10 protein-coding genes and 1 pseudogene are annotated in these 16,204 nt (G+C 32.0%); 3 read left to right on the forward strand and 8 right to left on the reverse strand.

All coding sequences use genetic code 11. From position 1 onward, the window contains the following. The first annotated feature begins 49 nt into the window (after nucleotides 1-49). From AC2H4K_RS17705 to miaA, 3 genes and pseudogenes are all read left to right on the forward strand, one after another. On the forward strand, nucleotides 50-1,414 hold the full coding sequence (locus tag AC2H4K_RS17705) for an exonuclease domain-containing protein (protein ID WP_281141072.1): 1,365 nt from the start codon (nucleotides 50-52) through the stop codon (nucleotides 1,412-1,414). A gap of 32 nt (nucleotides 1,415-1,446) precedes the next feature. Continuing rightward, a pseudogene (locus AC2H4K_RS17710) lies at nucleotides 1,447-2,320 on the forward strand (ion transporter). Beyond that, nucleotides 2,313-3,221, forward strand: coding sequence for a tRNA (adenosine(37)-N6)-dimethylallyltransferase MiaA (miaA, locus tag AC2H4K_RS17715; protein WP_493742656.1), 909 nt, complete (start codon nucleotides 2,313-2,315; stop codon nucleotides 3,219-3,221). Before AC2H4K_RS17710 ends, miaA begins: the two are co-directional and overlap by 8 nt. A 53-nt stretch (nucleotides 3,222-3,274) precedes the next feature. Here the strand turns inward: miaA and AC2H4K_RS17720 are convergent, their stop codons facing one another. The 8 genes from AC2H4K_RS17720 to AC2H4K_RS17755 all read right to left on the reverse strand — a co-directional run bounded on the left by AC2H4K_RS17720 (nucleotide 3,275) and on the right by AC2H4K_RS17755 (nucleotide 15,961). Next, nucleotides 3,275-3,979, reverse strand: coding sequence for a response regulator transcription factor (locus AC2H4K_RS17720; RefSeq protein WP_281141025.1), 705 nt, complete (start codon nucleotides 3,977-3,979; stop codon nucleotides 3,275-3,277). Nucleotides 3,980-3,988: 9 nt separating this feature from the next. Further along, nucleotides 3,989-5,515: a sensor histidine kinase gene (locus tag AC2H4K_RS17725; RefSeq protein ID WP_281141026.1), complete on the reverse strand. Its 1,527-nt coding sequence runs from the start codon at nucleotides 5,513-5,515 to the stop codon at nucleotides 3,989-3,991. Nucleotides 5,516-5,620: 105 nt separating this feature from the next. After that, nucleotides 5,621-6,214: a dephospho-CoA kinase gene (coaE, locus tag AC2H4K_RS17730; RefSeq protein ID WP_281141027.1), complete on the reverse strand. Its 594-nt coding sequence runs from the start codon at nucleotides 6,212-6,214 to the stop codon at nucleotides 5,621-5,623. A 1-nt stretch (nucleotide 6,215) separates the two neighbouring features. Continuing rightward, nucleotides 6,216-7,178 (reverse strand): YbbR-like domain-containing protein, encoded by a 963-nt coding sequence (locus AC2H4K_RS17735; protein ID WP_281141028.1) that lies wholly within the window; start codon nucleotides 7,176-7,178, stop codon nucleotides 6,216-6,218. Between the two features lie 2 nt (nucleotides 7,179-7,180). Next, entirely contained in the window at nucleotides 7,181-8,185 is a 1,005-nt protein-coding gene (locus AC2H4K_RS17740) for a glycosyltransferase family 2 protein (protein WP_281141029.1), read from the reverse strand. A gap of 64 nt (nucleotides 8,186-8,249) precedes the next feature. Beyond that, the gene (locus tag AC2H4K_RS17745) at nucleotides 8,250-9,974 is read right to left on the reverse strand and encodes an FG-GAP-like repeat-containing protein (protein WP_281141030.1); all 1,725 of its coding nucleotides are present in this window, start codon (nucleotides 9,972-9,974) and stop codon (nucleotides 8,250-8,252) included. Between the two features lie 45 nt (nucleotides 9,975-10,019). Beyond that, nucleotides 10,020-11,732 carry an FG-GAP-like repeat-containing protein gene (locus tag AC2H4K_RS17750; protein ID WP_281141031.1) on the reverse strand — a complete coding sequence of 571 codons (1,713 nt, stop codon included), beginning with the start codon at nucleotides 11,730-11,732 and terminating at the stop codon, nucleotides 10,020-10,022. A gap of 95 nt (nucleotides 11,733-11,827) precedes the next feature. Beyond that, a complete protein-coding gene (locus AC2H4K_RS17755; protein ID WP_281141032.1) occupies nucleotides 11,828-15,961 on the reverse strand; it encodes a T9SS-dependent choice-of-anchor J family protein in 4,134 nt (1,377 codons plus the stop codon). Between the last annotated feature and the right edge of the window lie 243 nt (nucleotides 15,962-16,204).

A 16,204-nucleotide genomic window follows, 5' to 3' on the forward strand; every position in this document is an offset into this window, starting at 1 on the left:
TTCAAAGCATTAACTTTTTTAATTTAGTACCTTATCTAAGCTTAGAGTTATATACGCAATACTAGACATAGAAACCACAGGTGGCAAGTACAACGAGGAAGGTATTACTGAGATTGCAATCTATAGATTTGACGGTCATAAGGTTACCGACCAATTTATTTCTTTAGTTAACCCTGAACGCGACATACAACCTTTCGTAGTTAATCTTACTGGCATCAATTCTAATATGCTTAGAAATGCACCAAAATTCTATGAAGTTGCAAAACGTATTGTAGAAATTACCGAAGATTGTATTCTTGTAGCTCATAATTCAGACTTTGATTATCGAATCCTTAAAACGGAATTTAAACGTCTTGGATTTCCCTTCAAAAGAAAAACACTTTGTACGGTAGAATTATCCAAACAGCTTATACCTGATATGGAATCTTACAGTTTAGGTAAATTAGCTAGAGCACTTGGCATTCCGGTAAGTGATAGACATAGAGCCAATGGCGATGCGCTTGCTACGGTAAAATTATTCAAAATGTTGTTGAATAAAGATACCGACAAATCCATAATTAAGAATGCCGTAAAAGTTGAGAAAAAATCTAAAATAGCTCCCAATCTTAGAGATATTATTAATGAACTGCCGAGCGAAACAGGAGTGTATTATATTCACGATGCTGATGGAAATATAATTTACATCGGAAAAAGTAACAACATTAAAAAACGCATTACGCAACACTTTACAAATACCAATTCAAAATCTAAAAAAATACAGCTTCAAGTCGCTTCTGTAACTTATGAAAAAACAGGCAGTGAATTAGTTGCCCTATTAAAAGAAAGTGAGGAAATAAAAACGAACAAACCAATACACAATCGAGCACTTAAACGTAGCAAGTTCACTCAGGGCCTTTATAGCTTTGTGGATTCTAAAGGTTATATCAATTTAAGAGTTTCTCAAATAAAAAAAGATGTGAAACCTATAACCACATTTACCAACAGACAAAGTGGTATTTCTTTTATGACACGAATGATTGAAACCTATGAACTCTGCTCAAAACTTTGTGGGTTAGAAAAAGGAGACTCAAGTTGTTTTAATTATGGCATCAAGGCTTGTCACGGAGCTTGTATAGAAGAAGAACATATTGAAACGTATAATAAACGAGTACTATCGGTAATTGAAACCAATTCTTATGATAACAAAGACATGATTCTCATTGATCGCGGAAGAGATATAGATGAAAAAAGTGTTATTTTAATTGAAGACGGCATTTTTAAAGGCATCGGCTTTTTTGACCTTAATCATCAAATAAACAATCGAGAAATTCTGTCGTCTTTAATCACACCAATGCAAAACAATAGAGACACACAGCATATTATTCAAAGTTACATGAGAAGGAATAAGCGATTGAAGGTTGTAGATTTAAAATAGCTTCTCTTTTTTACTTTTTGTATTTTTAAATATTGGAACAAGAAAATAAACATAACTGGCGCACCAGACTTCATGAAATAATTTATGAAGCAGATACTCCTGAAGGTAAGTTATTTGATGTTGTTCTTTTAATAGCAATATTAACAAGTATTGTTCTTGTGATGTTAGAAAGCATCAAACCATTTGATTTAAAGTATCACCAAGAAATAAATATAGCAGAATGGATTATCACCATCCTTTTTTCTATAGAATACATTGTTCGTATCATTTCCGTAAAAAAGCCTTTTAAGTATATTTTTAGTTTCTATGGTATTATAGATTTATTATCTACTGCACCTAAATATATTTCATTGTTTATAACAGGAACTCATGCGCTTATTGCCTTAAGAGCTTTAAGGTTATTACGTGTCTTTAGAATTTTGAAACTCGTAAGATATCTTGGTGCTTCAAACCATTTAGCTAATGCCATAAAAGCTAGCAGAGCTAAAATAGCAGTGTTCTTATTTGCAGTTCTTATTGCTTCTGTAATTTTCGGAACCATAATGTATATGGTTGAAGGTGAAGAAAACGGGTTTACAAATATCCCAAAAAGTGTGTATTGGTGTATTGTTACTATGACTACGGTTGGTTTTGGCGATATAGCCCCACAGACTGCTTTAGGACAATTTATAGCTGCTATAATTATGATTATTGGGTATGGTATTATTGCTGTACCAACAGGAATTGTTTCTGCAGAATATGCCAAAAACACCCCTCAAAAATTATTAGGCGAAGAGGTTAATAAAAAAAAACACCCCTAACAAAGTACGCTTAAACACACAATCTTGTAGTAATTGCCTAGAAGACAAACATCAAGATAACTCAGAGTTTTGCCACAAATGTGGTTATAAATTACATCATGACTAAAAGCAACTCTCTTATTTCTATTGTTGGGCCAACAGCTATTGGTAAGACAGCGCTTAGCATAAAATTGGCTCAACATTTCAATACAGAAATTATATCTTCAGACTCACGTCAATTTTATAAAGAAATGAATATTGGCACGGCAGTACCTTCAGAAGAAGAACTTAGTGCTGCTCCGCATCATTTCATTCAGAACAAATCCATTACAGACTATTATAATGTTGGTGATTTTGAACGCGATGCCATAGAAAAACTCAATCAATTATTTAAGGTTAATTCTAAAGTTGTTATGGTTGGTGGTTCTGGTCTTTATGTTAAAGCCGTTACAAAAGGATTAGATAACTTTCCTGAAGTGGATAGCAGCATTAGAGAACGTTTAAATGAGCGATTTAAAAATGAAGGTTTACAGCCTTTACAGGAAGAATTACAAACTCTAGATGTAGCATCATACAATTCTATAGCCATAGATAATCCTCAACGTGTTATTAGAGCTTTAGAAATATGTATGGGAACAGGAAAGCCTTATTCTACTTTTCTAACAAATCCTGAGAAAAATCGCAACTTCAGAACCATCTCCATTGGTTTAGATGCAGAGCGTTCCATAATTTATGATAGGATTAACCAACGTGTAGATATAATGATTGAAAATGGATTGCTAGACGAGGCTAAAAAGCTACTACCTTACAAAGACAATAATGCTTTAAACACTGTTGGTTACAAAGAATTATTTGAATATTTTGAAGGTAATTATACTCTAGATTTTGCGATTTCAGAAATTAAAAAGAATACCAGACGCTTTGCAAAAAGGCAGCTTACATGGTTTAGAAAAGACAGCTCTATTAAATGGTTTGATTATAAAACCAACATTAACGAAATTATTGAAAATATTGAAAATGAGATATAAAAAAATCCAGTTCAAAAGAACTGGATTTTTTATTTATAAAGTTTCAACTTTTCTTATTTGTTTACTACTAATCTAAAACCTTCACCGTGAATGTTCAAAATTTCAACATTTTCATCTGGTTTTAGATACTTACGTAATTTGGCAATATAAACATCCATACTACGAGACGTAAAATAGTTATCGTCTCTCCAAATCTTAGTCAATGCTAATTCTCTCGGCATTAAATCATTTTCGTGTAAAGCTAATAAACGTAACAATTCATTTTCTTTTGGTGATAACTTTGTTGGTTCACCTCCATCAAATTTTAAGAAACGAAGTTTTGAGTTTAAATCGAAACGACCGATTTTAAATTCAAATTGCTTGCTGTCAGCTATAGTGTCGGTAGCTTTACGTTGCATTATTGCCTTTATTTTCATGAGTAATACCTCACTATCAAAAGGTTTATTTAAATAATCGTCTGCACCAACTTTGTACCCTTTAAGTACATCTTCTTTCATAGCTTTAGCCGTTAAGAATATAATTGGAACATCTTCGTTTTTTTCTCTAATTTCTTTTGCCAAGGTGAAACCATCTTTATAAGGCATCATGACATCCAGTATACAAAGATCATAATCGTCTTTTTTGAACTTTTCAAAACCCTCCATTCCATTTTTGGCATGGACAACGTCGTAATCGTTCATCATTAAATAATCTTTTAAAACTGTTCCAAAATTTGGATCGTCTTCTACCAAAAGAATTTTCTTGTTTTGCTCTTCCATAGTTTTACTTTATGATATTAATGGCAACTTTATAATAAAAGTACTGCCTTTTCCTTTTTCACTTTCTACTGATATATGACCTTGATGGTCATCTATTATTTGTTTTACATAGGCTAAACCAAGCCCATGTCCTTTTACATTATGTACGTTCCCTGTGTGTTCTCTATAAAATTTTTCAAACACACGTTTGGCAACTTGTTTAGACATTCCGTTACCTTGATCTGAAATCTTCAAAATGATATTGTTACCTACATTTTCTGTATACACATCTATTTTTGGTACATCATCCGAATACTTCACGGCATTATCTAAAATATTCACTATTACATTAGTGAAATGTGATTCGTTTGCCAAAACTGATGACTTTGCAGCATTCAAATGCGTTTTTACATATCCTTTTCTATCTTCTACAATTAACTCAATATGGGTAATGGCATCTTCAACTAAGTCGTGTAACTTAAGACGCTCCTTACTAATGTTAAGCTCATTCTTCTCTAGCTTAGATATTCGTAATACATTTTCTACTTGAGCATGCATACGTTTATTTTCATCCTTTATCATTCCCAAATAACGCATCACTTTTTCTCGATCATTTATGATTTTAGGATTTCTAATAGAGTCTAATGCCAAATTTATTGTTGCTATTGGCGTTTTAAACTCGTGCGTCATATTGTTGATAAAATCTGTTTTTATCTGTGATATTTGTCGTTGTCTTATCAACTGATAAATAGCACTGACATAAGCTAAGATTATAATACCTGTAAAGATTATGGACAATACAATCATCCATAAAATAGAAGATATTAAATACTTTTTTCTTTCAGGAAAATCTACCCAAAGCTTATAACTGCTTTCGTTATTATTATCTAAAAAGATAGGTACTCCGTAAGCATTTAATTTCTCAAAGTTTTCAGTTTGTACTTTAGTAGCCAAATCATCATCGTATATCGCAAATTCAAAATCTAAAATCACACCTTCGCCCTGAAGTTCTCTTCTTAACAATGTTTCTATTTGTTCTGGTGTTACCCTTTTATAAATAGGAACATCTTTAAGGAAAGTATTAAAAGAGGTTTCCCACATTTGCTTTCTTAACTCAGGCATTGAAGAATAATCTCTGAGAATTTCTTGAGGTTCAATCCCAAGATTGCCATCAATTGTACTATTGTAGATTTCCGTTACACGCTCATTAGTATAATTACTAATTGTTATGCTGTCTGCATCAATTTCAAAGAACAAGGATGGTACTTTAAAGCGTTCTTCTAAAACCGTATTGCGGTGTACAATGGTTTTTTCGTTTAGTTCGTCTTCGGAAGTTATGTACAACTCTTGGATTAAAGTTGAGTCTAATGCTTCTTGACTAGAAAGGTATGGACGGATTTTTAAAATATAATCCCTAATTTCCATCTCCTTTATGTCTCTAGAGACAAAACTTAAAGCTCTTTTTACACTGAGTGTAAAATTCTTTTCCTCATTTTCTAAAGTATTATTAATAAAAAATGATTGTACAAAGATGATACCAACAAGTGATAAGCTCATTAATATTACCAACAAGACGAATAGCTTCTTACCCATCGCCCAAATTTAACATTTTAACATTTAGAATAAATTACCTTTAACCTTACATTAACATTAGAATTAGTGTTAATTCTCCTCTGTTTTCTCAAGAATTTGAAGGTGTATTTTATGAGCTTCTTGCTTTGCGGAACCTAAGTTGTTATTAGTGATAACAAAGTGAGATCTTTTAATTTTTTCTGAATCAGGCAATTGATTTTTAATTATGGCTTTAACTTTCTCTTTAGATGAATTATCTCTTTTCATCACCCTTTGGATTCTTAAATCTTCGTCTGCAACTACGGTTATGATGTAATTGTATTGATCCTCCAAGTTATTTTCAAAAATTACAGCAGCTTCTTTTATAATATAAGGAGCATTTTGTTTTTTCAACCAATTCTTAAAATGCGAAGCTACTTTTGGATGAACTATAGCATTCATTTTTGCCAATAATGCTTTATTATTAAATATTTTGGTTGCCAAATAAGACCTATTTAACTCGCCATTCTCATAGGCTTTTTCTCCAAAAAGTTCTGTGAGTTTTCTTTTAATAACCTTAGAGCTATTCATAAGCTCTTTAGCTTCCTTATCTGCAATATATACAGGAACTCCTAACGATTCAAAATACCTTAATATGGTGGTTTTTCCACTTCCAATACCACCAGTAAGACCAACTATAATCATATTACAATTTTATGAAGTCTATACGATTTTGTTTAATATTTGCTCTCTTGATAAATTCTGGTTTCTTTGTGACTTTAGGAACTAAATACGTTTGATTTTCTTCAACAGCCATAAAATCACATTCTACTATAAAATCACCTTTTCTTATAAGCTTATAGTTCTCTAAATCTACATAATAAGCCACTGTAACCGTTTTAGGAAAAAAGTTAATTTCTAAGTCTTTTGGCTTATTTACCAATGTCACTGGCACCTCTATTGTACCTTCTGTAAAACGTGTTACTTTAGCTTTCACCTCTACTATCTTAGGAAAAACTTCTATATTTTTATACTTAGAAACGTTTACCTCAACGTGTTCTGAAATATCCTTATTCACATCATTTAAGATCAGTTTTTTAGTTTTAATCTTATGAATTGAATCTACTTCATTTGCTGAACCTACAATCTTAATACTATCTATATTAGTAGAAAATTCACCTTTTATATCATATCCTACTGAATATTTAACGTCGCTTTCTAAAACTAAAGGTACTTTTTTAGATGCTAATTTGGAATAATATAAATTCAAAGTGTCTGGTGATAATGTTAGAAGATCGTAAGACTTACCAAGTTGTTCTTCAATTAGGAATTTATGACTTTGTACATCAAAAATAAAATGATCAGGTCTTGTGGTTACATCGGTTTTGGAATCTAAGACTATATCTTCGGTATTACTGAACAAAAATGACAACATAGAAAACCCTTTAGCTTTAACAAAGGCATCAATAATGTTTGTAGAATCTTTTTTTAGAACAATTTCATCCTGAGTATTCGCAATTTGTACCCTTAATTTAATGTTTTGGGTATAATCGTTTGAAAGCTTAGAAAAGATTAGAAAAATGAAAGCTACAAGAAAAAATATACTAAAGCGCTTAGCATTTTTTCTTTTTAAGTAAGATGATATATTAAACTTTCTATTAGAACTCATACTTATTTGAAAAATAGTTTTGGAAAAGCATGTTCTGGTTTCTTCTTTAATATAAGCAAGCTAATTGTAGATTTTAAAAATCCATAACCATACCCAAAAAACTGGATGCCTATTGCCAGAATAGATTGAAAAGCTACAATAATATTTTTAGACGAAATAAATGCCAATAGAAAAGCTACTAGGAAATATAATACATAAAAGTAAAGAAGTATAGGTATATTAAATAAAGTCAATACTAACGATAATACAAAACCTAAACTAAACAACGTTGGAAACCAATAAACCAAGCTCTTGGACTTTGGATGCCATTGATTAATTATTGGCCTTACGAGTCCAAATTTATTAACTTGTATATAAAATTTCTTCCATGAAATTCTTCTTTTATGGTAAACAAAAGCATTCTCAATCAGAACTGTTTTAAAACCCAATTTTTGCAATCTCAATGACAAATCAGGATCTTCACCTGGATGAATTTTCCCAAATCCACCAGAAGCTAAAAATGCTTTTTTGGAAATACCCATATTAAAACTACGTGGTTGAAAATCTTCAACCTGTTTCTTCCCGCCTCTTATACCGCCAGTTGTTATAAAAGAAGTCATAGCAAAATTTATAGCTTTCTGTAAGTTGGAAAATGAAGGGTGTGCGTTATCAGGACCACCAAAACAATCGTAATACGTATTTTCTAAAAAATCATTTACTTCTTTTAAATAGTTTGAAGGTAGAATAACATCTGAATCAAGAATTATAAAATACTCACCTTGTGCTCTCTGCATTCCATAATTTCTAGAATCACCTGGACCAGAATTGCTTTTATAATAATATGAGATATTCAATTGATCCTTAAAATCCTTTATAACCGATTCTGAAGTATCAGTAGAACCGTCTTCAACAATAACAATTTCATATTTAGGTGCTTCTTGAAGGAGAGTAAAACTCTCTAAAAGCTCCCTAATTTCTTGTGGTCTGTTATAAACAGGAATAATAAACGAAAAACTAATTTCCTTCATTTCACAAAGGTAAATAATCCTTTTTCACAATTTAAGAATTGTTGAAGCTTTTAATTTTGGATTATTAATACTTTACTATTCTGAAAGTTTGTTTTGAGATATCACCAAGCACTTCTAAAAAGTAAACTCCAGGTTTTAAAGAAGACATATCAATAGAAGATTCATTTTTAGAAAATTTAATCTCTTTAACTTTCTGACCTACAGTATTATAAATTAACACTTTTTCATAGGTTTTGTTTGAATTGATGAATAATTTTCCAGATGTTGGATTAGGATACAAATTTATATCATCTATAGCCTCTTCACTTAAAGACAATGTGGAGCCCTCAACAATATTTAACTGCTGATTTGCACCAACGTTATATATTATATCTTCAATACCACTTAACCATGTTACTTTTATATAATCAATTTGTATATTTCCTCCTAATCCAAAAAATTCTGTTGCAGAGTTTTGTGAAAGATAGCCTTCACCACACAAAGTATAACGATATTGCTTGTTTCCATTGATTGATATTTCAATAAAAGATCCTATACCATTTTTATTACTCGTTGTGCCTTCTAATTTTACTCTTAGCCAATTATTGGCATTTACTGTATTATTTTTCCAAAGTGTAATATTATTATGATTGATGTTATTTACAATAATTTCAGGAAATCCATCATTATCTACATCACCTATAGCATTAGAATAACTTATAGTAAAATCATTTGGTATTGAGGAGTTGTTTAAGTTAAAATTATAAATACCATCTTCACTGTAAAAACTCTTATAAAAAGCCGATGACAAATAACCTGGAATTGATCCATTATGCTCGCCACTAATAAATAAATCCTCATCAGTATCGTTATCTGCATCTAAAAAAACGGCACCCCAAGCTACACTATTGAACGTTGTACCCGTTTCAACAGCTACATTGGTAAAAGTTCCATCACCATTATTTTTTAAAAGCACATTTCCTGGTATATCATTTGAGACGTAAATATCTAACCAACCATCATTATTATAATCTGCGATAGTAGCAGACATTGCGTCTATAGCTATATTAGTTCCTGAAACAGCACTTACATCTGTAAATGTTCCATCTCCATTATTTTCATATAACGTATTAGTGTAATCTAATTTATCATTAATAACATAAATATCTTGGTAACCATCATTATTATAATCAATAAAAGCAGAGCAAAAAGATAAATAAAGTGTGGGGTCAAGATCTAAACCAGCTTCTAGATTAGCTATTGTAAATGTATTATCCCCATTGTTCTTATATAAAATATTAGGAATACTAGTATCTCTGTTGCTAACAAAAACATCTAAAAAACCATCGTTATTATAATCACCCCAAGAAGCTCCATAAGTAACTAGGGATTCTGTTAACATTCCTGACGAAGCTGTAATATCAAGCATGACCATGTTTCCTAAGTCTTCATACAATTTATTTCCAGTGGTATCACTGGTTATAAACAAGTCATTGTCACCATCATTATCAATATCTACCCAATTGATTTGCTTGTTCCTTGTGTTGTCGGTTATAATATTTATACTCTGTTCTATGTAATTACCATTAAAATTCTTAAAAAAACGAACATTATCGCCTTGGGCTGTTCCTATGGTAATATCATCCCAACCATCATTATCATAGTCAAAAAAACTAATACCACTGCCGTACAGAGAGTTACCACATAAAACCTCAATCCCTAATACACTTGCTTCATCACTAAAAACAACTTGTGCTGAGGTAAATTCATGTACTAAAAATAAGATTAGAAGAATAAAATAGTTTTTCATAAAAATATATTTCATACATGAGTTAAACCAATTAATTATTCTTAATTATAATTTAAGAATTTTGACTGTTTTGTTATCATAACTATTAATAGCTTTTATAAAATAAATGCCAGATTTAAAATTAGATAAATCAATATTATATCTATAATCTTGAGTGCTTGTTTTGAATACTTCTTTACCTAAAGTATTATAGATTATAATGGTTTCTATTATAGTCTTAGAATTTACATAAATTATATTCTTTACTGGATTAGGAAATATTAAAAAGTTTGTGTTAGAATAAGGGTCTAAAGAAAGTGTTGAAGCTTCTGTAATATTCAACTGTTGATTAGCACTAACATTATATAGAATATCTTCCACGCCACTCAACCACTTTACTTTTACATAGTCTACTTGTAAATCATTTCCTAGTCCAAAAATTTCTGTAGCAGAATTTTGAGATAAATAGCCTTCTCCACATAATGTATAGCGATATTGCTTTTCTCCATTTATCGAAATCTCAACTAAAGATCCAATACCATTTCTGTTACCAATTGTGCCTTCTAACTTTATCTTGAGCCAATTATTATTATTTTCTTGACTTATATTTTTCCATAAAGATATATTAGTATGATTGATATGATTAACAGCTATTTCTGAATACCCATCATTATCCAAATCTCCAATAGCATTAGAATAACTATTAGCAAAATCATTAGGAACAGAAGCATTATTTAATGAAAAAGTACCATCGTTATTGTTTATATAAAAAGCAGATGACAAATACTCTGGATTAGAACCATCAGTTTCACCACTTATATATAAATCTAGGTCCTTATCGTTATCTGCATCCAAAAAAACGGCGCCCCATCCTAAGCTATTAAAAGTTACTTGAGAACTTATTGCTACATCAGTAAAAGTTCCATCAGTATTATTGAGCAACAAAACACTATCGGTATCATCATTTGTAACGAAAATGTCTAACCATCCATCAGAGTTAATATCATCAATAGTAACCGACATAGCATCAATGCCTATTGCTGTACCTGTCAACGCTCCTACTTCTGTAAATGTATTATCACCATTATTTCTGTACATTAGATTAGGATAATTTTCCTTGTCATTTGACACATAAATATCTTGATCTCCATCATTATCATAATCAAAGAAAGCCGAGCAAAATGACATAAATCCATTACTTAATAATCCTACTTCAGTATTTACTATAGTAAAAGTATTGTCACCATTATTTTTATAAAGTATATTGGGAATGTTCTGGCTTCTTATACTCAGGAAAACATCAAGAAATCCATCATTATTATAATCTCCCCAAGAAGCTCCATAATAAGGAAAAATATCTGAAAGCATTCCACAGCTATCAGTAATGTTTTCCATGATCATGTTTCCCAAGTTTTCATATAGTTTCACACCTGATGTATCACTGGTAACAAACAAGTCATTGTCACCATCATTATCAATATCAACCCAATTAATCTGTTTGGTCTGTGAGTTATCATCTTCAATATTTAAACTATGTAAAACAAAATTGCCATTGATATTTTTATAAAAACGTATTGAATAACCTTGAGCAGACGCTATAGTAATATCATCCCAACCATCATTATCATAATCGAAAAAAGTAATACCATTTCCAAGAAATGTATTTCCACAAGGAGCATTTATTCCTAAGTTAGTTGCCAGATCATTAAAACTAACTTGAGATATAGAGATATTAACAAATAGAAATGATACTAATAAACATACATTACGAAATTTCATTGCTAATTACTTCTTTAGAAGAATTTAAGATACAAAAAAGCCGCTAAAATTTAGCGGCCTTTGTTTATAAAATCATAATCTATTCTGATTATAGCTTACTGTTTAATAACTCTAACTGTTTTTGTTGTATTAGCTATAGTTACTTGTACAAAATAAGTACCAGAATTTAATTGTGACATATCCAATTCACTGTCAATAGTATTTGGAGTAGCTCTTAATACTTCTTGACCTAACATGTTATACATTACGACATTATCAATGTTGTTTTGAGCATTTAATGTTAATGTATTTTTAACTGGGTTTGGATAATAAGTGAAACTAGAAGTACCACTGATATCACCTAATCCTAAAGTTGCACTGAAAGCAGACACCTGAAAGTTCATTACAGAATCACCACTATACTCCCATACTCTTACATAAACCGTTTGATCAGCTAGCCCATCTGTAGGTTCAATAACAACTTGACTGTATGCGCCATTTCCATCATCATCATCACATTCTAAAAGAACTAAAGAACCACATGAACCTGTATATACTGCCATACCTCCATCTCCTCCATTTCCTGTTGGATCAGAATCTGTTTCTATTGTTAAATTTCCATCAGAAGGTACTGTCACAGCATACCATACATCTCCTCCATTTCCTGTTGAATCAGTTGGATCGTATGAAGCACATCCAGGTAAAGGCATCTCCCCAGAATCTGTTGCTCCTGCATTTGTTTGTCCTGCAATAGGATTTTCACCAAAAGTTGAGCCTGGAGTAATTACAGAAGCATTTACACAATCATTATTTGCTGGTGGACATGTGTAAGAAATTAATGCTAAACTATAATCACATGCAGAATCTGAATGCTCAACTGTCAAAGTAATGCTTGATCCACTTGTAAATGGACCTACTTGTGTAATACCTGTACCTGAAATTGGATAAGTATTGGTACCATCAGTAATCTGTGTAGCATCACCTACTGTAGTAATATCTACATCTACATAAAATTGTGTATTAGAACAATCCGCAGATATTGTTGAAGAATCTACAACAGCAGAAGTACATACTAACGGAGTTCTTACCTTGAAATTATCTACATAAAAATTCATATCACCTCCAGAGTTATCATCTTCTAAAGCATAGATAGCAAATTGAACTGTTGAACTCGTTATCGCAGCAATATCTATCGTTAAGTTGTCACCTGTATTTGATGGTGAATTAGAGTCATCCCATGTGTAAATAGGTGTCCATGTCGCACCACCATCTATTGATTGCATTACATATACAGCATCACCAGTATTTATAGTTTGTGCTGCAGTACCTGTGTAAGCAGTAAGTGCAACATCCATATTCAATTCATATCCTCCAGCAGATAAATCAAATGTTGGTGTAATTAACCAATCATCACCTCCTGTAGAATAAATATTAAATCTTGCACTACCAGTGGTTCCATCATTAGCGAAACCATCAGCTGTCCATCCAGCACTTCCATAAGCTGTTGGTCCTGTAATAGGCCCTGTAGCTTCCTCCCAACAAGGATTTAGAAAAGTTGTAAAATCCTCTGTGTAATCAGGCACAAAAACGTCACAAGGTGTTGTAAAGCTGAAAGGTCCAGCCCAAGCACTTAAATCTCCTCCAGTACAATCTGCCTGTACGTAATACTGATAATCTGTTGTTGGAGTTAACCCTGTTTTAGTAAATCCACTAACTACACCTGTATCTGTTGGTGTTCCTGTTGGTGTTTCTCCATCTAAAACTACTTCTACATTATATGATGAAGCTGATCCATTTTCAGTCCAACTTAAATCAGCTTGATAAGGCATAATATTAGATGCTGTTAAATCAGAAGGCTCTATACAACTTGGAATAGGCTCCCAGTTAAAATCGTCAATATAAGTATAATCATAAGTTGCTTGCGGTGCCATTTTAAATGCTATATAAGCATCACTACCCGTATACGTATCAAAGTTTACTGAATACTCTGTTGCTGTTGAAGATAGAGTTACAGATTGAAACTCTGTAAATGTTGTAGCATCTGTAGGGTCAGTTATAGTTCCAACAATAATATCATTACTATCATTATCTCTACCTGAGAACCTAACTCTATTTTGAGTAAAATCGTCACTAAACATTGGAGTTACCAATATCAATTCAGCATCAAGATCACCTGAGTTATAAAAACGAATTGAGTTTGGTTCTGAAACATCATTTGTTGTACTTGTAGTTACATTAGCATAACTAGATGTTGTATTTTCTATTTTAGACCAACAGTCCGGTAAATTCGGTGTTGAAGGAGTGTCAAAATTCTCATAATAAGAAGCTGTGAAAGGATCACAAACTGTACTAAAAGCATATGGACCTACCCATGCACTTAAATCAGTACCGCATATAGCTTGGACGTAGTATTCATAATCATTATTAGCTGTAAGACCTGAATAATCATAAGAGTTTGAAACTCCTGTTTCAGTAGCTGTCATCGTTTGATTGCCACCTGCTGTTATATCTACAAGCTCTATATTATACGTTGTTGCTGAACCGTTTTCTGTCCAACTTAGTATAGCAGAGTTATTTGTAACATTTGAAGCCATTAAGTCTGATGGATCAAAACATGAAGGAGCATCATCAAAAGAAATATTATCTATAGACATATCACTAGTATAATCTGCACCTTTAGTTCCTCTAAATATTATTTGAATGGTTTGTCCTGAGTAAGCAGATAAATCAACGATTTCAGTTTCAAAAGGATCATTTTCGGATGTTTGCTGTTGTCCAACAAGTGATAACAACACAGTTTCTGTTCCACCTACATTAACAATAATTTCTAAAGTTCCCATATCAGCTCCATACATATGATAATCAAAGTATAGTGCAGGTACCGTTAATGCACTTAAATCTACTAAAGGTGACCATACATCAATTGCATCTCCTGTAGAACCACTTGTAGCTTCAGTAAACAAATAATTACCGTCACTTACACCTGAAGCAGGACCTGTTGATCCTGAAGAGGTATCTGTTGTAGCAGCTACTTCCCATACATATCCAGAAATACTAGTCGCACTCCAACAATTTTCATTAGATAAACCAGCTGTAGAAACAGTAAATGTTTCAAAATCTTCAGCATAAGGCGCTACAATTGCCGCACAAAGTGTGTAAAATGTGTATGGACCTTCCCATGCACTGTAACCATCTGCATCACAATTAGATCTAATATAAATATCGTATGCTGTGTCTTCAGTTAAACCTGAAAAACTATATGATTCATCTGTAGGATTAGCTGTAGCTGCTTGTAATTCCTCACTATTTCCTGGGGTAAATCCAAGAGCACCAAGCTCTAACTCATAACCTAAAGTGCCATTTGGTTCGTCTAACCATGTAAAATCTGCTGTAGAAGTGGTTATACCACTCACAGCAGCATTAGTAGGAGGATAACATGAAATTAAAGTTGTAAATGAAAATGGCCCTATCCAATCCGACAAATCACCACCACAAATAGCCTGAACATAGAATTCATAATCATTATCGGAAACAAGTCCCGAATAAGTATATGGATTTGAAACTCCAGATTGTGTTGCTGTCATAGTTTGTGTTCCGCCTCCTGTTATATCAACTAACTCTATGTTATAAGTTGTTGCTGTCCCTGTTTCAGTCCAGCTAAGATCAGCTGAATAGGCCATAATATTAGCTACATCTAATGTAGAAGGATTAGAACATGCAGGTGGTTGAGCTATACTAAAAGTGTCAATATAAAGTTCATCTTCCCAATCACCCTTATATTTAAAAGCTATGTAAACTGTTTGACCAACATATGAACTTAAATCTTGGATGTATTCAGTCCATTCATCTTCTGATGCATTAGCCAATAAATCATATAAAAGTGTATAATCCCCTGGGTTAGTAATAGGATCTGAACCTGTAGTTGATATCCAAACCCCATTTTCTTCACCATAAGTTGGTGTAAAATTGTGACGGTACCAAAATCGAAGCTCATCACCACTAACAACAGTATAACTAGGAGAAATCATCCAATCCTCAAAACTAGCAGATAAATTATCGTCATTATGATAAAAGGAAGCTGCACCATCTTGAAATTGTGCTGTTGTTTGAATCCATCCTATACCGGATGCATCTTCATTATAGAAACTCCAGCCTGTTGGAGGGTCCGTTTCAAAATCTTCAGATAGCTGTGCACTAGATTGCCAATAAAAAGCTACTAATGCAAAAAGCATCAATGTAATTTTTTTCATAAGAATTAATTAAAAGTTAGTAATTCTTTAAAAATATGTTAATTCTATAGAAAGGTTAGAACCTTTAACAAGCAAATCGTTAAAACGACAAATACATCGATGAAAAAAATGCACACTAATTATACTTTTTGTTTATGAAATAATACTCTATTAATATTTGAGCTATTCAAATTTTCTTGTGTAGTAATTTTACAGATATATCACAAAAAAAAAGCCGCTAAAAATTAGCGGCCTTTGTTTATA

Source organism: Winogradskyella sp. 266wxhm (assembly GCF_058964685.1).